Source organism: Brevibacillus fulvus (assembly GCF_016908525.1).
GTDB classification, from domain to species: Bacteria; Bacillota; Bacilli; order Brevibacillales; family Brevibacillaceae; genus Brevibacillus_G; species Brevibacillus_G fulvus.
This window is the reverse complement of record NZ_JAFBEB010000012.1, coordinates 60,360-78,883: the sequence shown is the minus strand read 5'-3', so window position 1 is coordinate 78,883 and position 18,524 is coordinate 60,360. Positions and strand designations below refer to the sequence as shown.

The 18,524-nt window shown below is 48.0% G+C and carries 21 protein-coding genes; all 21 read left to right on the top strand.

All coding sequences use genetic code 11. From position 1 onward, the window contains the following. Window positions 1-12: 12 nt before the first annotated feature. The gene (flgK, locus tag JOD01_RS15470; protein WP_204519216.1) at window positions 13-1,563 is read left to right on the top strand and encodes a flagellar hook-associated protein FlgK; all 1,551 of its coding nucleotides are present in this window, start codon (window positions 13-15) and stop codon (window positions 1,561-1,563) included. 33 nt (window positions 1,564-1,596) lie between these two features. Continuing rightward, window positions 1,597-2,496: a flagellar hook-associated protein FlgL gene (flgL, locus tag JOD01_RS15465; protein ID WP_204519215.1), complete on the top strand. Its 900-nt coding sequence runs from the start codon at window positions 1,597-1,599 to the stop codon at window positions 2,494-2,496. A gap of 18 nt (window positions 2,497-2,514) precedes the next feature. Then, entirely contained in the window at window positions 2,515-3,093 is a 579-nt protein-coding gene (locus tag JOD01_RS15460) for a DUF6470 family protein (RefSeq protein ID WP_204519214.1), read from the top strand. 19 nt (window positions 3,094-3,112) lie between these two features. Further along, on the top strand, window positions 3,113-3,541 hold the full coding sequence (gene fliW, locus JOD01_RS15455) for a flagellar assembly protein FliW (protein ID WP_204519213.1): 429 nt from the start codon (window positions 3,113-3,115) through the stop codon (window positions 3,539-3,541). An 8-nt stretch (window positions 3,542-3,549) separates the two neighbouring features. Continuing rightward, window positions 3,550-3,792 (top strand): carbon storage regulator CsrA, encoded by a 243-nt coding sequence (gene csrA / locus JOD01_RS15450; RefSeq protein ID WP_204519212.1) that lies wholly within the window; start codon window positions 3,550-3,552, stop codon window positions 3,790-3,792. A 163-nt stretch (window positions 3,793-3,955) separates the two neighbouring features. Further along, complete coding sequence (gene hag / locus JOD01_RS15445) at window positions 3,956-4,780, top strand: flagellin Hag (protein ID WP_204519211.1); 825 nt, start codon at window positions 3,956-3,958, stop codon at window positions 4,778-4,780. Between the two features lie 80 nt (window positions 4,781-4,860). Next, window positions 4,861-5,157, top strand: coding sequence for a hypothetical protein (locus JOD01_RS15440; RefSeq protein WP_204519210.1), 297 nt, complete (start codon window positions 4,861-4,863; stop codon window positions 5,155-5,157). A gap of 11 nt (window positions 5,158-5,168) precedes the next feature. Continuing rightward, complete coding sequence (locus JOD01_RS15435; protein ID WP_204519209.1) at window positions 5,169-7,184, top strand: motility associated factor glycosyltransferase family protein; 2,016 nt, start codon at window positions 5,169-5,171, stop codon at window positions 7,182-7,184. Further along, entirely contained in the window at window positions 7,184-7,549 is a 366-nt protein-coding gene (locus JOD01_RS15430; RefSeq protein ID WP_204519208.1) for a DUF8042 domain-containing protein, read from the top strand. Before JOD01_RS15435 ends, JOD01_RS15430 begins: the two co-directional genes overlap by 1 nt. Further along, window positions 7,536-8,921, top strand: coding sequence for a motility associated factor glycosyltransferase family protein (locus JOD01_RS15425; protein WP_204519207.1), 1,386 nt, complete (start codon window positions 7,536-7,538; stop codon window positions 8,919-8,921). Before JOD01_RS15430 ends, JOD01_RS15425 begins: the two co-directional genes overlap by 14 nt. A gap of 12 nt (window positions 8,922-8,933) precedes the next feature. After that, a complete protein-coding gene (locus JOD01_RS15420) occupies window positions 8,934-9,947 on the top strand; it encodes an SDR family NAD(P)-dependent oxidoreductase (RefSeq protein ID WP_204519206.1) in 1,014 nt (337 codons plus the stop codon). A gap of 13 nt (window positions 9,948-9,960) precedes the next feature. Then, complete coding sequence (locus tag JOD01_RS15415; protein WP_204519205.1) at window positions 9,961-10,689, top strand: cytidylyltransferase domain-containing protein; 729 nt, start codon at window positions 9,961-9,963, stop codon at window positions 10,687-10,689. 53 nt (window positions 10,690-10,742) lie between these two features. After that, entirely contained in the window at window positions 10,743-12,287 is a 1,545-nt protein-coding gene (fliD, locus tag JOD01_RS15410; RefSeq protein WP_204519204.1) for a flagellar filament capping protein FliD, read from the top strand. Between the two features lie 12 nt (window positions 12,288-12,299). Then, a complete protein-coding gene (fliS, locus tag JOD01_RS15405; RefSeq protein ID WP_204519203.1) occupies window positions 12,300-12,680 on the top strand; it encodes a flagellar export chaperone FliS in 381 nt (126 codons plus the stop codon). Window positions 12,681-12,695: 15 nt separating this feature from the next. Next, window positions 12,696-13,064 (top strand): flagellar protein FliT, encoded by a 369-nt coding sequence (gene fliT, locus JOD01_RS15400; RefSeq protein WP_204519202.1) that lies wholly within the window; start codon window positions 12,696-12,698, stop codon window positions 13,062-13,064. 19 nt (window positions 13,065-13,083) lie between these two features. Continuing rightward, complete coding sequence (locus tag JOD01_RS15395) at window positions 13,084-13,431, top strand: flagellar protein FlaG (RefSeq protein ID WP_338028572.1); 348 nt, start codon at window positions 13,084-13,086, stop codon at window positions 13,429-13,431. 53 nt (window positions 13,432-13,484) lie between these two features. Further along, window positions 13,485-14,624: a UDP-2,4-diacetamido-2,4,6-trideoxy-beta-L-altropyranose hydrolase gene (gene pseG, locus JOD01_RS15390; protein WP_204519201.1), complete on the top strand. Its 1,140-nt coding sequence runs from the start codon at window positions 13,485-13,487 to the stop codon at window positions 14,622-14,624. Between the two features lie 3 nt (window positions 14,625-14,627). Further along, a complete protein-coding gene (pseI, locus tag JOD01_RS15385; RefSeq protein ID WP_204519200.1) occupies window positions 14,628-15,689 on the top strand; it encodes a pseudaminic acid synthase in 1,062 nt (353 codons plus the stop codon). Between the two features lie 18 nt (window positions 15,690-15,707). Further along, window positions 15,708-16,655 (top strand): dTDP-glucose 4,6-dehydratase, encoded by a 948-nt coding sequence (locus JOD01_RS15380; protein WP_204519199.1) that lies wholly within the window; start codon window positions 15,708-15,710, stop codon window positions 16,653-16,655. A 12-nt stretch (window positions 16,656-16,667) separates the two neighbouring features. Then, window positions 16,668-17,873: a UDP-4-amino-4,6-dideoxy-N-acetyl-beta-L-altrosamine transaminase gene (gene pseC / locus JOD01_RS15375; protein WP_204519198.1), complete on the top strand. Its 1,206-nt coding sequence runs from the start codon at window positions 16,668-16,670 to the stop codon at window positions 17,871-17,873. A gap of 25 nt (window positions 17,874-17,898) precedes the next feature. Beyond that, window positions 17,899-18,435 carry a UDP-4-amino-4,6-dideoxy-N-acetyl-beta-L-altrosamine N-acetyltransferase gene (gene pseH / locus JOD01_RS15370; RefSeq protein WP_204519197.1) on the top strand — a complete coding sequence of 179 codons (537 nt, stop codon included), beginning with the start codon at window positions 17,899-17,901 and terminating at the stop codon, window positions 18,433-18,435. The last annotated feature ends 89 nt before the right edge of the window (window positions 18,436-18,524 follow it).

Below are 18,524 nucleotides of genomic sequence, written 5' to 3'. Positions count from 1 at the left end.
AGGGGTGCTATCATGGCTTCGACATTTCACGGAATTGAAGTGAGCAAACGCGGGCTGTTTGCTCAGCAAACGGCGCTGAATACAACCGGTCACAATATTTCCAACGCCAATACGGAAGGGTACACCCGCCAGAGAGCAAATATGCAGGCGACAACGGGAATTCCGTATGTCAGTTTGCAGTCCAGCACCGAAGCGGGAATATTGGGAACTGGCGTGCAAGTGACGGATTTGCAGCGTCTGCGGGATTCTTTTATCGATGTTCAATACCGGGCGGAAAATAAAGATTATGGTTATTGGGAAGCAAAAGCAAGCGGATTAACCCAGATTGAGGCGATCATGAATGAACCGTCAGATACTGGTTTGCAAAGCGTTATGGACCAATTTTGGCAATCGTGGGAAGATTTGTCCAATGATCCGGCCTCTCTCTCATCCAGGGTCGTTGTTCGGGAAAGAGCAATCGCTGTTGCGGACACGCTTGCTGCCAATGTTGACTCACTGACGCAGCTGCAAACCGATTTGGACGACAAAGTAGCGACCGATGCGATGCAGATCAACTCGATTGCCACTCAGATCGCTGACCTTAATACGCAAATCAGCAAGCTGGTTCCGACCGGTTATGAGCCGAACGATCTGTACGATCAACGGGATGTGCTGATTGACAAATTGTCCAAAATGGTAACGACAACCGTTACGCAAACAGACAACGGCATGGTTAACGTGATGATCGACGGCCAGGCGCTTGTTACGGGCAGACAGAAGAGCGATTTTACCGCTGTCAAAAACGCAACAACCGGATTTTATGATTTAACGTTGGGGGGCCAGGCGTTTACTCCGCTCTCGGGAAGTTTGTTAGGGACGATGGAGGCGCGGGGAATTGCCCAACCGGACCCAACGACGGGAAACATGGTTGTGACGGGAGATATTCCGGCAATGCTGCAGCGTCTGGACGCCTTGGCAACGAATATGGCTAAGGAAATCAATGATCTGCATCGTACGGGTTTAAGTCTTAACGATATTCAGAATCGAGCTGCGGATCCGACAGCCGCTCTGCAAGATCTGCCGTTTTTTGTGGATCGTACAGCGGCAACTGCCGACCCTTCCACGAAAACATATCCGACCAACGCCAAAAATCTGATGGTGAATCCGGCGATCATGAACAGTTTGAATACGATCGCTGCTGCTCAAGCCGATTCAGCCGGACAAGCGGTTGAAGGTGACAACCAAAATGCGCTCGACATCGCTGCTTTGAAGTTTAAAACATTGTCTATTACGGTCGGCACCTCCGGGCAACCGGAGTCAACTACTCTCGATGACTTTTACCGGTATACCATTGCTCAGCTTGGCGTCGACAGCCAGGAAGCGCAGCGGATGGAGGAAAACACCGAGCTGCTGGTTCAGCAGATCGAGACGCAAAGACAATCTGTCTCCGGCGTTTCAATCGATGAAGAGATGGCAAACATGATCCAGTTTCAACATGCTTACAGCGCTTCTGCGCGTGTAATGACGAGCATGGATGAAATTCTTGACAAAATGATCAATGGCATGGGTCGCGTAGGCTTGTAATAGCGGGGAACAAGTAGAAAAGGAGTGTTAATGATGTCGCTTCGGGTCACTCAATCAATGTTAAATTCCAATATGTTGAAAAACCTGTCCAAATCGATGGGGCAAATGGACAAGTATCAAGGGCAGTTGTCTTCCGGACGAATCATTACTCGTCCTTCCGATGATCCGGTTGTTGCTTCTCGCGGGATGCTCTATCGGGCGTCGCTGTCCGAAAATGATCAGTACCAAAGAAACGCTGATGAAGCGCAATCGTGGATGGAAGTTACCGACAATTCATTAAATGAAATCAGCAGTGTTTTGCAACGTGTCCGCGAACTGGTGGTCAACTCGGGAGACGGCGCTTTATCCGCAGATTCCCGCTACGCTATGGGAGAAGAAGTTGCGCAGATCAAGGAGCAACTGGGCAATATCGCCAACCAGACAATCGGTTCCCGTTACATATTTGCCGGAACGGATACGAGCAATCCGCCTTACAATCAAGATACAGGTGTCTTTGAAAATACGAACAGTTCCGAGTTTACCCTGGAATTAAGTCAGCAAGTGACGATCCCGATCAACGTCAATCCGCAGAAGATTTTTAACTATAAAGGGGAAAGCGGAACGGCGGATACGATCTTTGACTTGCTTGACGATCTGGCCACTCGTTTGAAGAATGGAGAAGATGTTTCCGCAAAGGTGGGCGAATTGGACGATCAGATGGACAACATCGTGGCGGAACGCGCTTCGCTGGGAGCGAGGATGAATCGGATCGAACTGATTCAAGAGCGTTTGAGCAGCGCCGAGACGACCGTCACCGATTTGATGTCGCAAAACGAAGATGCCGATATTGCGGAAGTCATTACGAATCTGAAAACGCAAGAGAACGTGCATCGCGCCGCCTTGGGAGCAGGGGCGCAAATCATTCAGCCGTCCCTTCTTGATTTCTTGCGTTAGGTTGAGCAGGAGGCTGCTATGCATATTCCTCAACTACGAATGGATCAAACCTATGCCCAATTGGGACTGCATATTCAAAAGCCGGTACAGGAGATTCAACAACCGCAAGCGGATTTGAACATGAAGCAGGAACCGGCCATCCTGACCATTAGACAGCCAAAGGGAGAACTATCGATTGACACAACGGAAGCAAGATCCAACATCGATATGCGAAGTCCGGCGCGTCGTGTAAAAGATATCGCTGCTTTTGGTCATCGGAAGGCGATGGAGGCCATTGCGCGAATCAGCAGGGAAGGGGACCAGCTTGCCGCGATCGAGAAAAAGGGCAACCCGATCGCGGATATTGCGGTTCAAAATAGCGGAATCTACGAGGAGCAAGAGATTCTTGCCAAAGGGTCGCTGATCGGTGACGGTGTGGAAATTCACTACGAGGCAAAAAAACCGGAAATCAATGTGCAAGTGCGCGGGTTTCGGATGGATCCGGAAATCAAAAAACCGATCCTTCATTATACACCGGGGAAAGTGGAACCCTACATTTTACAGAAAAACAGTTTGCACATCGAAGTTGTTGGCTTACATATAGACCAAAAGCGTTAGACAAGGGAGGTGCAGCCTGATGCCTGCAGCATCCGCCGCTAGCTCAGAAAAGCTGAAGCTATATTTTGAGGAAGGTCTTCCTGGCTTTCCACAATTGCAGTTTTTCCAGCTTCATCAACAGGAGAAGGAAAGCCCCTTTTACCTTTTAGCCTCAATCGAAAATCCTTCCGTTGAGTTTGGAGTCATAGAACCGTTTCCATTTTTCCCGGATTACGAGTTCAAATTAAATGATGTCGATCGAGAGAGTTTGCGAATGAAAGAAGATACCGCCTTGGTGGTATTAAACATTGTCACGATCAGACCGGAAGGCCAAGTCACCGTTAACCTGAAAGCACCCATTGTGATTAATCTGGAAAACCGCATGGCCAAGCAAATCATATTGAATGATGACAAGTACACAATCCGGCAGCCGCTCTTCACCATCGGGGCGAAAGTGGCGAATGAGTAGGTGAATCGATGTTAGTCTTGTCTCGAAAAAAAAATGAATCGATTATGATTGGCGATCAAATTGAAGTCAAGATCATTGCCATCGAAGGAGAATTAGTGAGGATTGGCATCGAAGCGCCTCGATCGGTTCAAGTTCACCGCAAAGAGGTGTTTGATGCGATTCGGGAAGAAAACCAGTTGGCTTCCCGGCAAAAAGTGGACTGGTCTGCGTTCAAACAATTTCTCCCATCGGACAAAAAGCCAATAGAATAACAGGGGTTGAAAAAATATTCCTGAAAAAAAGTATTAAAAACTTGTCGGAACTTGTCCGATAAATATAGTGTAGAGGGAACTTAAGCGCGCGATTGAGTTGTCTCTAAATAATGGAAAAACGCCCACAAGGACGTGGACGTTAACAATCAAGGAGGAAAATAACATGATTATCAATCACAACGTAACGGCTTTGAACACCTACAACCGTTTGAGCTCCAACACTGGTGCACAATCCAAATCCATGGAGAAATTGTCTTCCGGTCTGCGTATCAACCGCGCTGGCGACGATGCTGCTGGTTTGGCGATCTCTGAAAAAATGCGTGCGCAAATCCGTGGTTTGGATCAAGCAGCTCGTAACTCTCAAGATGGTATCTCTTTGATCCAAACAGCTGAAGGTGCCTTGAGCGAAACTCAAGACATTTTGCAACGTATGCGTGAACTTGCTGTTCAAGCAAGCAACGGTACTTACACCACTACCGACCGTGCAAAATTGGGCGCAGAAGTTCAACAGCTCCAAAAAGAGATCAACCGTATCGCATCTCAAACTGAGTTCAACACCAAAAAACTGTTGAGCAGCGGTATCTCCGTTACTTTCCAAGTTGGTGCTAACTCCGGTCAAACAATCGGCATGAGCATCAACGCAATGAACGCAAGCAGCCTGGGTGTAGGTACGACTCAAGTTGCAGCATTCAGTACAATTGCCGCTACTGCATTTGACCAAGTGATCGCTGACATCAACAGCGCAATCAACAAAGTGTCCAACCAACGCGCAAGCCTTGGTGCTTACCAAAACCGTTTGGAACACACAATCAACAACTTGAACACCTCTTCCGAAAACTTGACTGCAGCTGAATCTCGTATCCGTGACGTAGATATGGCGAAAGAAATGATGAACTTCACCAAAAACAACATTCTTTCCCAAGCTGCTCAAGCTATGCTGGCTCAAGCAAACCAATTGCCACAAGGTGTTCTGCAATTGCTCCAATAATAGTTTCTTTAAAAAAGCCAACCGAGTCACTTGGTTGGCTTTTTTTAAAAATTACATTTTATTTTGGGAAGTGAAGACAAGTGGAAGCCACTTATGAACAGGAGATCGATTTGTTGCAGAAAACGATCGACCATATCTGTTATGCCTTTTACCGTTATGAAATCAAACCGGGCCTGGCCTCGTTTGAATCAATGGTTTCCCAGCTTATGCCGATTTTAACTCGTCACGCCCATGAGGAAGAACGAATTCAAGAGATCAATCAGTTACTGGAAATGATCGTCGTGGCGGTCGAGAAAAAAGACTATTTGATTGCAGCTGACTTGTTGCGGTACGAACTGCTGCAAAGAATCGCGCTTTTGACAAGCGTGAGCGCGTAAAGGGGATTCATATGACCTATTTTCAGACAAACAAACAGTTCTTGATGGAATACAACCAATGGCTGTGCGAATTTATGGAAGAATCCATCCAAACCGACTCTGTCGAGTGTTTGCGTATTAACGATAATATTTTATTCAAATTGCAAGATCAAGACGAATCTGAATTTTATACCGCCAGTATTTATGATCCCGAATATGAAGCAACACAATTTCTTGATGGTGTGAATTTTGACAATACCGCCTATATTTTAATGGGCGTCGGATCATCCGCGATCATTAAACAAATATTGAAAAATAAAACCGAAGCGTCCTGGTTTTTTATTATAGAAAAAGATACAAAATTGGTCAAAAAGCTGCTGGAGGAAATTGACTTCACTCCTTACCTGGAGGGGAAACTGCAGCGGGTCGTCTTTATTACCGGCGACATGGAAGATGTTGAGAAAGTCATTTTGGTTTATATCAACTCCCTGGTGGGGTACTATTTTCTGCAAACCGATATTTTACGGACTTTTGCTACGTTCCGTATTGATCGGGAGTTTTATGAGGAAGTTACGCAACTGTTAATCAACACGATCCGTACGCATATGACTTCGATGGGCAATTCGATTAACGATACGCTGATGGGCATCCGCAACGAATTGCGCAATGTGCCGATCGCATTGAAGTCGCATCGACTGCAGGAACTGAAAGATGCCTATAAAGGCAAACCGATCATTTGTGTGGCTTCCGGGCCATCTTTGGATAAACAAATTCCATTGTTGAGACAAGTCAAGGGAAAAGCGCTCATCATCTGTGCGGAGTCGGCATTGCGCGTTCTGTTGAGAAACGGCATTACCCCGGATATCGTCGGGATTCTGGAGCGTGGGCCGAATTCTTATGAAATCAGTATTCAGGACTTGGAGATTCCTGAAGAAACAGCTCTGATGGGGCTGATGGTGATGGATGAACGCATTCCCCGCGCCTGGAACAAACATGTCGTACCCGTGTTCAAGGATAATATCGCCCATAGCCGCATTTTGAGCAAAGCGCTGGGGGATATGGGGACTTTGTATAACGGAAATTCCGTTGCTCATTTGAACTTCTCCATTGCCCATTACTTTGGCGGTTCGCCGATTGTTTTGATCGGACAAGACCTCGCATTTTCCGAGGAGGGAGCAACGCATAGCAAAGACAGTTTGTATATGCTCCATGCCGATCCGCAGGTGTTGGAAAATGAACGCAAGCAGCTGCAGGAAGGACTTCGTGAAGATGTCGGCTTTTTTGACCGGACCGTCTATCTCGATGGTTATTACGGCGGAAAGGTCAGATCCAAAGAACTGTGGCGACAATTCCTCAGCTGGATGGAGCATTTGATTGCTGTCTTGCCGACTCCGCTCGTGATCAACGCTACGGAAGGCGGGGCGTACATTCGCGGGGCGGTCAATATGCCATTTCAGGAAGTGGTCGAGATCTACTGCCAAGAGCCGATTGTTTCGATTCCTGAACTATTTTCACAATTGCCGCCGGTTTCAGTCGAGTCTGATCTCAAAGAGCGACTGGTCAACATGATTGATGCGCTTAATGAAGAATTGTCGATCATGGAACAGGTGAGTCAATTTGCCGAGGAAATCCTGCGTGACGCTGAACAACTGCAACATGAGCTTGCAGTCGATGCGGGAAAAGTATTTTTATTGGATATGCGGGCCGGCAGAATTATGCGCAATGTGGAGAAACTGTTGAAACAAGTGTTGAAGAAACCGCTGCTCATGTTTTTCTTCCGTCCTCTGTTATCGAATTATCATGTGAAAATGAATCCGATTTCGCGGGTGTCCTCCGTGGAGAGACTCCAGTTGATTTTAACGCACCAAACGTATTTCTTAAAACGGTTGATCGAGGCCAAAAAAGAGGTATTTGAAGTTTATGAGGACGGTGTTCGTTTTGCCGTGACCGAATTGGGCTTCGATCCCGATGAGCTTTCTCTCAATGTTCAACCGAAGTGGGAAGTGCTTGATGAAGAAGAAGATGAGCAGATGGAGGAGGCTTACTAATGGCGCAAGAGATCGTGCAAGAGACGCTGGATAGTATTAAAGAATATTTGCCCAAACTGATTCGGGCTTCCCATATGATTGCCGAAGATATTCAGTCCAATCAGGGCACATGGGTTGATACGCTGATGCAATATATTGAAGGTATGAATTGGCTGATTCAGGCGATCAACGGTATCCAAAAGGTGGATGAGGACGCATTGTCCAATTGGGAACTTGCCAGTCTCTCCGCAATCTTTCATCAAATGAACGAAGCGCTGGAGCAGGAGGATTTTGTCATGCTCAGCGATTTGCTCCAATACGAAATCAGTCCTTTGCTCAATTCTTACGATGAGCAATTACGGGGGAATTCCGTTGAGCCCTCCTAAACATATCATTCAGCAGGATGTTATAAAAGGTCAAGCTCCATCTGTATTCCCGGAGCAGGCGAAAAACGGGCTATGGACGGCGACGGTGCGGGAGGCAGATCTCCCGCCTTTTTATCTGCACAGCCGCTACGATCCGCTGAAAGAGGCCCGGCAGTTTATGATGCCGCATCTGGAGAATATCCGCCAGGAGCAGCCGGATATGGTTGTTGTTTATGGAGCCGGTTGCGGTTATCATCTCGATGTCTTGCTTGAGTCGATCGCTGAGTTGACCGTTCCGATCGAAGTGTGGGAGACGAATGTGCCGATGTTTTTGCAACATGGAAAAATGGCGATGTATGAAAAGGCTCTTCGCAGTGAGCGGGTTGCTTTTGTGGTTACGGAACATTTGGCTGTTTTTGCGGAACGGGTAGAGAAGTGGCCGGAACAAAATGTGTATGTGATTGTGCATCAACCGTCTTTGCGGGCCATGCCCAAACATTTGGAAGCGCTCAAACAGGCTTTGCAGGACTATGCGATCAGTCAAAACAGCGCTGTCGCTTTTACCAAGCTGCTGGCGCATAACTTTGCGCAAAATACAGCGGTAGACTGGCCGTCCATTTCGGCGTTTCGCGATCTCCGCGTTCCAGCCGTACTGGTTAGCGCCGGGCCGTCCCTGAAAAAAGCTTTGCCTTATCTCAATGAACTGAAAAAACATTCGCTGGTGGGCTCTGTCGGTACGGCAGCCGCGCTGCTCTGGCAGAATGGAATTATCCCTGATTTTGTAGTCATGAGCGATCCGAAACCGGGAATGATGCACCAGTTGCAAGGGTGGGAGTCGGAGCAGGTCCCGCTGTTCTTCTTGAGCACGCTTTATGCGGAACTGGTGGCGCAATACAAGGGTCCCAAATTTATCGTTTTTCAGGAAGGTTACGCCCCGGCGGAAGAGCGGGCTGCCCAACGACAGGAACCAACCATTCAAACGGGAGGATCGGTTGCGACAACTTTGTTTTCTTTGGTTCGCTCGTTCGGGTGTCAACCGATTTGCCTGGTTGGACAGGACCTTGCCTATACCGACAATCAAACGCACGCGGAAGGTACGCCGGCTTTTGCGCAATGGACCGGCGAGGCGCGTGGACAACGGGTGAAATCGTTTGACGGAGCCGGAACGGTTCTTGCTCCGCGCAATTTGCTGGCCTATAAAAAGTGGTTTGAACGGCAGGCGGCGGAAAGCGAAGAGACGTTTTACAACGCGACAGAAGGCGGGGCTTTCATCGAAGGATTTGAGCACCTTTCGTTGCCGGCATTTTTGCAAAAAGTCAGCAGTACGGAAGTGACAGAAGTTCGTGCGGAGTTTAACCGGCTTGTCCATAATGCTACTCAAGGAAGCTTCTAGGAGTTGAGATCAATGAACTACGAAGGCAAGAAAATTTTAATCATCGGCGGGACAGGCACTCTGGGGCAATACTTAACCCGCTTTTTGCTCAGCCAAAATCCGAAAGTGATACGGATCATGAGCCGTGATGAGCACAAACAGTTTGAAATGCAGCAGCGGTTTAGCGAGCAGAAGGAGAAACTGCGTTTTCTGATCGGCGATGTGCGTGACGCCCAACGTCTGCAACGAGCGATGGAAGATATCGATTATGTGTTTCATCTGGCGGCAATGAAACATGTTCCGTTTTGTGAATATAATCCGTTTGAAGCCGTGCAAACCAATATTATCGGGACGCAAAATATGATTCAGGCCGCGATCCAGATGGGCGTAAAAAAAGTATTGTTTACCTCCACCGACAAGGCGATCGCGCCGACCAACACCTACGGAGCGTCGAAATTGATGGCCGAGCGGTTAATCTCGGCAGCGGAATACCAAAAAGGTCCGAAACAGACGACTTTCGCTTCCGTACGCTTCGGCAATGTGATGGGATCGCGCGGCTCGGTTATTCCGCTGTTTTGCAAGCAAATTTTGGAGAGACGCATGGTTACCGTCACAGACTTGCAAATGACCCGGTACATGATGACGGCAACGCAAGCAATGAAGCTGATGTTAAAAGCAAACGAGCTGTCCCGCGGAGGAGAAGTGTTTGTTCTGAAAATGCCGACCATCTTGTTGAGCGATTTGGTGCGCGTGGTCATTGAAGAGGTTCAGCATAAATACCAGATCAACGATCCGGTGCAGGTTACGGAAGTTGGTTTGCGCCCGGGCGAAAAGCGGTATGAGGAATTGATGACGGAAGAGGAAAAATTGATCGCGTTGGAACTTCCGGAAATGTTTATCATCCCAAGCTCTTTTCATGAGTATCCTCCGCTGCATTTATATCCGAATGCCCGGAAAATGGCGACTCAGGAGGTAAGCTCCCACAACGAACAGCCGATTGATGCGGAAACGTTACGCCAATGGATTTTGGAAGAAGCGTTGATTTAGAGGGGGAAACAGCATGCGCAGCGTCGTAATCATACAGGCTCGAATGGGCTCCACCCGTTTGCCGGGAAAAGTCATGAAGGAATTGATCGATCAAACCGTCCTTGCTCACGTTGTCCAACGGGCGAAAGCCATTCCTGGTATCGATGAGGTGGCTGTGGCGACAACGGTCAAACCGGACGATGCCGTCATTGCTGAGGAAGCCAAACGGTTGGATGTGCCTGTTTACCGCGGCAGTGAACAAGATGTGCTGTCCCGTTATTATGAAGCGGCGGCACAATTGAAAGCGGATGTCGTCATGCGAGTCACATCGGATTGTCCTTTGCTCGATCCGCATGTGTCCGGCGCTGTTTTGCGAAAGTTTCTGGATACGCCAGGCATTGACTATGCAAGCAACACGCTGGACAGAAGATTTCCGCGTGGATTGGATACCGAAGTTTTCTCGTTTGCGGCGCTTGCGCAAGCGTTTCAGGAAGCAAAGCAAGCGCATGAACGGGAGCATGTCACTCCTTTTTTGTACGAAAATCGGCAACGCTTTGTCTGCGGGGGAGTAGTGAATGAGCAAGATCACTCGAACTACCGCTGGACGCTCGATACCGCTGAAGATTGGCAGTTGATTCAGGTCATCTACCGGCACTTGTACCAATCGGGGGGAATTTTTGGCTGGCAGGAAGCGCTCGCGTTGATGGAGGCTCATCCTGAATATGTAAAAATCAACGCACATATCGAACAAAAAAGTAAATGAAAGCAAATATTCAACCGATAAGATAAGTAGAAGATTGAAACGGAGGGGATAAAATGACGATACGGATCACCGGTTTGGCTTCGGGTTTGGATATTGACAGTTTGGTAAGCGAACAGGTAAAAGCAAAACGCGTTCCTCTCGATTCGAAAAAACAAAAGTTACAGACGCTAACCTGGAAAAGAGAAGCATATCAAGAGGTCAATACAAAAATAAACAGTTTTTTGAGTGAAGCGCGGAAATTAACCTTGCAAGCGTCGTTCCTTACGAAAAAGGCAAGTTTGAGCGCGTCCGACTCTGAAAAGGTTTTGGTCACACCAGCGACTGATGCTTCAACCGGAAACTTTACGTTAAAAGTAAAACAAATCGCCAAAAATGCAACGGTCAGCAGCAGTCAGCGGTTGGGTTTGTCCGATAATATGACAAGAGCGGTAGCTACCTCTGACGTGACGCTGAAAGTCACCGGACAGGTGGGCGCTGTCGATGTCGCGATCTCCAATGGCGATAACATTAGCCAGATTGTTTCCAAGATTAACGCGCAATCAACCAAAACCGGCGTAAAAGCAAGCTATGACAAATTGCTCGACAAGTTTACGCTGGTTAGCACCAGCACGGGAGAAGCTGCCAAGGTAGGTTTGGATGTTACCGGTGATGACGACTTTTTGAACAAATTGGGATTGGCTTCCACTGGTACAACGAGTTTGGCCCCGGTCACTGGTCAGGATGCGATCATCGACTTCAACGGCAATGGCGATACGCATGTTGCGTCAAACTCGTTCACTGTCGGCAATATCAGTTTTACTTTGTTGCAAGACCCCGATGCCAACGGCACAGACAGCGAATATACCATTTCCGGCTCTGTCAACAATGACGTCGACACCGTAGTGGAGACGGTTAAGGGCGTTATCGACAAGTATAATGAATTGATTTCCAGTTTGAACACCATTGTAGATGAGAAGAAAAACAACGATTATCCGCCATTGACCGATGAACAGAAGGAAGATATGGAGCAGGATGCGATCGACAAGTGGGAGGAAAAGGCAAAACAAGGCCTCTTACATAACGACAGCGTGATTACAACCAGTCTTGATCAGATGAGAAGATACTTGTCCGATTCGGTATCGGGCCTCTCCTCTTCTCAGTATGACTCCTTGGCTGATATCGGAATCACGACAAAACAATCAGACGGTTCGAACGATCTGGCTTATTTGGAAAACGGCAAACTGTATGTGGATGAGGACAAGCTGCGTCAAGCGCTGTTGGAAAATCCGGACCAGGTGTCCAACCTATTTACCAAGTCCGGAACTACTGATGCCAATGGCAAGCTGACCAATCCTTACGAAGCGGGAGTTGGGACGCGCCTTTTCAGCGCGGTAAATGAGTTTACCAAAGCGATTTCGGAGAAAATCCAAATTGTGCCAACGAGAAGTACGCTGCAGGAACAAATTGAAACGTATACGCGAGATATTGAAGATCTGGAAGACAAGCTGGATGAATATGAAGAACAGCTTTATCTGAAGTATTCTTCCATGGAGTCTTCTTTAAACAATTTGAATTCGCAGTCCTCATATTTGAGTTCGTTCTTCTCAACAGGATCTTAATGGAGGTACAAAATGTATCAGACATCAGCTCAAAATGCCTATAAGCAAAATCAGTTTACGACGGCAACTCCGGAAGATCTGACATTAATGTTGTATGAAGGGGCCATCAAATTTACCAAACGGTCGAAGCAAGCCATTGAAGCGAAAAATTTCAACAAAGCTCATGATTACAATACCCGGGTTCAGGATATTATCAGCGAATTGATTATTACGTTGGATCGACAATATCCGATTGCCGAACAAATGCTGCTGCTTTATGACTATATGAGACGTCGGCTGATTGAAGCCAACGTCAAGAAAGACGTAACGATTCTCGATGAGGTGGAAGGATTCCTGCAGGAATTTCGCGATGTCTGGAAACAGGCTATGCTCATTGCAAGAAGCCAGAAATAGCAGGAGGAGCTCGCGATGGCATCAACGATAAACGAGCTTTTTGATGAACTGCAGGAGATGACCGTTGCCTTGCGCAATGAGCTGGTACAATCGGGCGATGGGGTCGAAATTACCGAACGGGTACAAGCCCTGATCAACGGTCGGAAAACCGTGCTGGCTCAATTGGGGAAACAGCTTGGCCAGCTGGCGGATACAGAGCCATATCGAGCGAAGTTTGAGCAGTGGAAAGAAGTGGAGACTGCGATTGAAAAGATGATCTCCGACGCAATGGAAGAGCTCTCTCAGAAAATCAAAGGTTCCAAGCAGAAACGAACGCTTACTAGACAATACCATTCCTACCTGCGGGTCATGCCTTACGGTTCTTTTATCGACAAGAAAAAATAAAAGAGAAGGAGGGGTCTTTGTGGAGATAAGGGGGGACAGCCAGACAGCAAAAGCGGACATCAAGGAAACGAACAATCTACTCCAACAAAGCCAGTTAGGCAGTGCACAAGAGGAGCCAGCCAAACAGCAAGAGAAAACGTACAGCAAAGAGCAAGTTGACAAAGAAATTGAAAACTTGAACAAATGGCTGGAAATCAAAAAGACTCATCTTAAATTTATCAAGCATGAAAAACTGGATAAATACTACGTCCAGGTCATTAATGACGGAACGGGAGAAGTGATCAGAGAAGTTCCGTCCAAAAAGATCATGGACATGGTCGCCAGTTTTTATGAAAATATCGGCTTAATCGTGGATGAAAAAAGATGATGAAAACTTCCCCGCCAAGGGGGTTTTCTTCTTTAAAGAGGCAGTGAAGGAAGGTGCAGGAAATTCCTCAGGCAGTCATTCGAACCGACTCTTCGACTTTTATCGGCAGCGGGCATGTCATGAGATGCTTAACACTGGCCAAGGAATTGAAACGCCAAGGATGGACCGTGTCATTCATCTGCCGGGACTTTCCGGGAAACTTGACGGAATACATTCGCCAGGAGGAATTTGCGGTGCATCTCTTGCCGAAAGTGGAGGAGTCGCAAGCAAAATCTCTCTCTTTCGATCCGGCTAGTTGGTTGGGGGTTGACTGGCAGACTGATGCCCAGCAGACAGCGGAGGTGCTGGAAGCTTTGCCCGAACCGGCAGACTGTCTGCTTGTTGACCATTATGCCATCGCTGCAGAGTGGGAACGGTATCTGAAAAAATCGGTGAAATTGCTGTTTGTCATCGATGATTTGGCACAGAACATTCATGCCTGTGACTTGTTGCTGAATCAAAACATGACCGCCCATCTCGACACTCGTTATGAAGGGAAGGTTCCTGCTGGAGCCCGGTTGTTGTTGGGCCCTGATTATGTCTTACTCCGGCCGGAATTTGCCCGGTTGCGAAGCGCTGTACAGCCGGGGGAGCTTGACCCTTCACGTCTGCTGCTGTTTTTTGGCGGCAGCGATCCCGGCAATCAGACGATGAAGACAATGCAGGCACTAATTACCATTAAAAATATTCCGTTTACGGTCGACGTAGTGGTTGGCGCCAGCTATCCTTATATTAACGAGCTCTATCAATTTTGTGAACAGTATCCGCAATTTACCCCGCACGTGCAAACAAAGGAAATGGCCTGCTTAATGCAAAAGGCCGGTTTGATTGTCGGCGCTGGCGGCACCAATACGTGGGAGCGGCTTTGCTTGGGCAAACCGTCAATTGTTTTGGCAGTTGCGGAAAATCAGATAGAAACTGCGATGTATTTGCATGAACTTGGTCTTATTGATTATTTGGGCGAATCGGACAAGGTTTCGGCAGCGGAAATTGCCGGGAAAGTAAGCCAATTTCTGCATGATCCGAAACAATTGCATGAGATGTCGCAGAAATGCTTTGCAGCGGTGGACGGCTTGGGCGTTCAGCGGGTAACGGAGGTTTTGCGGCAGTCTGTTGAGACAGCGATTACAGAAGAGATGCTCTGGGAGGAATAAGTGATGGGCAGTACGGGATTTTCAGTCGGAACAAAAAAGATCGGACGTGACCAAGAACCGTTCATTATTGCGGAAATGTCCGGCAACCACAATCATTCGTTGGAAAGAGCGCTGCAAATCGTGGAGGCTGCGGCGGCAGCCGGCGCCCATGCGCTTAAAATTCAAACCTATACAGCGGATACGATGACGATTGATTATGCGCAAGGAGAGTTCTTTATCAAAGAAGAAGACAACTTGTGGAAAGGAAAATCGCTGTATCAATTATATCAGGAAGCGTATACACCGTGGGAATGGCATCAGGCGATCTTCGACAGATGTCGGGAATTGGGGATGATCGGGTTTAGCACTCCTTTTGACGAAACTGCTGTCGATTTTTTGGAAAGCTTAAATGTCCCCTTGTATAAAATCGCATCCTTTGAAAATATCGATTTGCCTTTAATTCGCAAAGTGGCGAGAACCGGTAAACCAATCATCATCTCGACGGGGATGGCCAGTCTGGCCGAACTGGATGAGGCGGTACGGGCTGCAAGAGAAGAAGGCTGCGAGCATTTGGTGTTGCTCAAATGTACCAGCACGTATCCAGCTTCGCCGGAAAACTCCAACCTGCGGACGATTCCGCATATGAGAGAGTTGTTTGGAGTAGAGGTCGGATTGTCCGATCATACGATGGGCACCGGAGTTGCAGTGGCCAGTATCGCGCTTGGCGGAACCGTGGTCGAGAAACACTTTACGCTGCGGAGAGCCGATGGCGGAGTAGATTCGGCCTTTTCACTGGAACCTGAAGAATTTGCCAGTTTGGTAACCGAAACGAAACGGGCTTGGCAAGCGTTGGGCGAAGTCAAGTATGGCCCTACCGAGAAGGAAAAAGATTCGCTTGCGTACCGTCGCTCCTTGTACGTCGTTGAAGATATCAAGGCGGGAGAAGCTTTGACGAAGCAAAATATCAGATCGATTCGTCCGGGAAAAGGATTGCCGCCCAAATATTACGATCTTGTTTTGGGGAAAAAAGCAAGACGCGACATCCCCAAAGGAACACCCGTAGATTGGAACTTATTCGAAGATTAAGGAAGGATGAAACCAACAATGAACGTACTGGTAACCGGAGGCGCAGGATTTATTGGACGTTGGGTGGTCAAGCGCTTATTGCAGGATGGACATCAGGTATGGGTATTGGATGATCTCTCCAACGGACGACGTGAAAATATCGAGGAATTCTTCCAACATCCCGGATTTCGCGAGTTTATCCATGGGGATATCAAAGACGAAGCGAAGCTGCAGAAGCTGTTTGCGGAGCATTCCTTTGCCATTTGCTATCATCTCGGAGCGAGCATCAATGTTCAGGACAGTATTGACGATCCGCGGACGACATTCGAGAACGATGCGGTTGGAACCTTTTACGTCTTGGAGCAATGCCGCAAACATCAAGTGAAGATCGTCTTTATGAGCACTTGCATGGTATACGATCGCTGCTCCGACGAAAATGGCATTACGGAACTGCATCCGATCAAACCAGCTTCGCCTTACGCTGGCTCGAAGATTGCTGGTGAAAATCTCGTACTCTCCTATTATTTTGCCTATGGTTTGCCTACCGTCGTGATTCGTCCGTTTAACACGTATGGTCCTTTCCAAAAGACCGGCGGAGAAGGCGGCGTTGTGGCGATCTTCGTAAAACGGAAATTGGACGGCGGAACGGTCCAGATCTACGGGGACGGTACACAAACCAGGGACTTGCTTTATGTGGAAGATTGCGCGCGATTCGTGGTCGAAGCCGGTTATTCCGATGCCGTCAATGGACAAATCGTCAACGCGGGACTTGGCCGAGATATCAGCATCAACGAACTGGCCATGTTGATCATGCAAGATCCCGAGCGAATCCAGCACGTTGAACATATTCATCCGCAATCGGAAATCCAAAAACTGCTGTGCAATTACGAGAAGGCAAAACGATTGCTGGGCTGGCAGCCGGAAATCAGCTTGGAAGAAGGCATCCGGCGAACCGAAGAATGGATTGCGTCTACTAATTTGATCTAGGGGGAAGCCCATATGCAGATGAAGCGGGAGACACTTGCTATACATGGGGGGAGCCCTGTTCGGGATTCGCTGCTTTCGTATGGACGGCAGTGGATTTCGGAAGCGGATATACAGGCAGTCATGGAAACTTTGCGTTCTCCTTTTTTGACGCAAGGGCCCAAAATTGCCGAATTTGAATCGAAAATCGCTGAAACAGCAGGAGCCAAGTACGCCGTTGCCTTTTCCAACGGGACTGCGGCGCTGCACGGAGCCTGCTACGCGGCCGGAATTGGCGAAGGTGATGAAGTGATCACCACGTCGATGACGTTTGCCGCCAGCGCCAATTGTGTTCGTTATTGCGGCGGAACGGTTGTTTTTGCAGATATTCTCGCAGATGAGTACAATATCGACCCTGAGCAAATTCGCGCCAAAATTACCAAACAGACGAAAGCGATTATTCCGGTTGATTTTACCGGACAACCTGTCGATCTCGACGAGATTATGCAAATTGCCAGGGAGCATAATTTGGTGGTCATCGAGGATGCAGCTCACTCGCTGGGAGCTTCCTACCGGAACAAACCGGTCGGAAGCATTGCCGACATGACGATGTTCAGCTTTCATCCGGTGAAACATATCACGACAGGAGAAGGGGGAATCATTGTCACCAACTCCGAGGAATATTACCAACGGTTGCTGCTGTTCCGCAGCCATGGGATCACCCGATCCGCAGCTTTGCTTGAGAAAGAAGCGGAAGGACCGTGGTATTATGAAATGCTCGATCTCGGCTACAACTATCGCATGACCGATATGCAAGCGGTTCTCGGTGTCTCTCAATTGAGCAGATTGCCCGAGTTTGTTGCTCGCCGACGCGAAATCGCGGCGCGCTATAATCACCATTTTGCCGGACATCGTCTGGTTGTTGCTCCACAGCAGAGAGAAGATCGGGAGTCAAGCTGGCATCTCTACGTCATCCAACTGGAGCTTGACAAATTGAACGCAACCCGCAGCGAGATTTACCGAGCTCTCCAGGCGGAAAACATCGGTGTCAATGTCCATTACATTCCGGTTCACCTTCATCCTTACTATCAAAAGCTGGGTTACCAGCGGGGAGACTGTCCGGTTGCCGAGAAGTTGTACGAACGGATTCTCACGCTTCCGCTTTTTCCGGCGATGAGTGAACAGGATATCCTAGATGTGCTGCAAGCCGTGGATAAAGTATTGGCTGCCTACGAAAAGTAGGCCGGTCAGTAAAGGGGAAAGACAGATGATTACGTTCAATAGACTGGCTGAAAAACATCTGGAACAGGTGTTAAAGTGGCGAACGCAGGAAGATGTGACCCGTTACATGTATACCGACGTTGCTTACGACATGGAGAAACAGAAAAAATGGTACGAGCGGGTCTCCCAATCCGATTCGGACAAGTATTGGGTAATCGCGGTCCAGCAAACACCAATCGGCGTCATCTCCTTGAATCAGATTGACACCGTAAACAAGCGGGCCAGCTCCGGTTTTTACATCGGCGAGGAAAAGTATCGCGTGTATGGCGGAATTATCCCTCTTTTTCTCTACAACTACGCCTTTAATCAGCTTGATTTGAACAAAGTAACGGCAGAAGTGATGGAAGGAAACGAGAATATCCGGAAAATTCATCTGCTTCATGGCTATCGGGAAGTCGGTTATTATAAAGATCATATTTATAAATACGGAACCTTTCATCATGTGTACTTGCTGGAACTTCTCAAGGAAGATTGGCAGCAAAAGGCAGACAAATATCAAAGATATACGGCTGTTTTCGAATAAGGCAGCCGCTCTTTTGCCTGCTGGAATATTTCGCAATTAAACATCGCCCGACCTTGGGTCGATAATATAAATAGGATAGAAGAATGCTT

Coding starts and splice junctions, on each gene's coding strand:
- flgL (WP_204519215.1), top strand. CDS start 1,597: ATGTCGCTTCGGGTCACTCAATCAATGTTAAATTCCAATATGTTGAAA.
- JOD01_RS15460 (WP_204519214.1), top strand. CDS start 2,515: ATGCATATTCCTCAACTACGAATGGATCAAACCTATGCCCAATTGGGA.
- pseH (WP_204519197.1), top strand. CDS start 17,899: ATGATTACGTTCAATAGACTGGCTGAAAAACATCTGGAACAGGTGTTA.
- fliT (WP_204519202.1), top strand. CDS start 12,696: ATGGCATCAACGATAAACGAGCTTTTTGATGAACTGCAGGAGATGACC.
- JOD01_RS15430 (WP_204519208.1), top strand. CDS start 7,184: ATGGCGCAAGAGATCGTGCAAGAGACGCTGGATAGTATTAAAGAATAT.
- fliW (WP_204519213.1), top strand. CDS start 3,113: ATGCCTGCAGCATCCGCCGCTAGCTCAGAAAAGCTGAAGCTATATTTT.
- fliS (WP_204519203.1), top strand. CDS start 12,300: ATGTATCAGACATCAGCTCAAAATGCCTATAAGCAAAATCAGTTTACG.
- fliD (WP_204519204.1), top strand. CDS start 10,743: ATGACGATACGGATCACCGGTTTGGCTTCGGGTTTGGATATTGACAGT.
- pseC (WP_204519198.1), top strand. CDS start 16,668: ATGCAGATGAAGCGGGAGACACTTGCTATACATGGGGGGAGCCCTGTT.
- flgK (WP_204519216.1), top strand. CDS start 13: ATGGCTTCGACATTTCACGGAATTGAAGTGAGCAAACGCGGGCTGTTT.
- pseI (WP_204519200.1), top strand. CDS start 14,628: ATGGGCAGTACGGGATTTTCAGTCGGAACAAAAAAGATCGGACGTGAC.
- JOD01_RS15435 (WP_204519209.1), top strand. CDS start 5,169: ATGACCTATTTTCAGACAAACAAACAGTTCTTGATGGAATACAACCAA.
- JOD01_RS15420 (WP_204519206.1), top strand. CDS start 8,934: ATGAACTACGAAGGCAAGAAAATTTTAATCATCGGCGGGACAGGCACT.
- hag (WP_204519211.1), top strand. CDS start 3,956: ATGATTATCAATCACAACGTAACGGCTTTGAACACCTACAACCGTTTG.
- JOD01_RS15415 (WP_204519205.1), top strand. CDS start 9,961: ATGCGCAGCGTCGTAATCATACAGGCTCGAATGGGCTCCACCCGTTTG.
- JOD01_RS15380 (WP_204519199.1), top strand. CDS start 15,708: ATGAACGTACTGGTAACCGGAGGCGCAGGATTTATTGGACGTTGGGTG.
- csrA (WP_204519212.1), top strand. CDS start 3,550: ATGTTAGTCTTGTCTCGAAAAAAAAATGAATCGATTATGATTGGCGAT.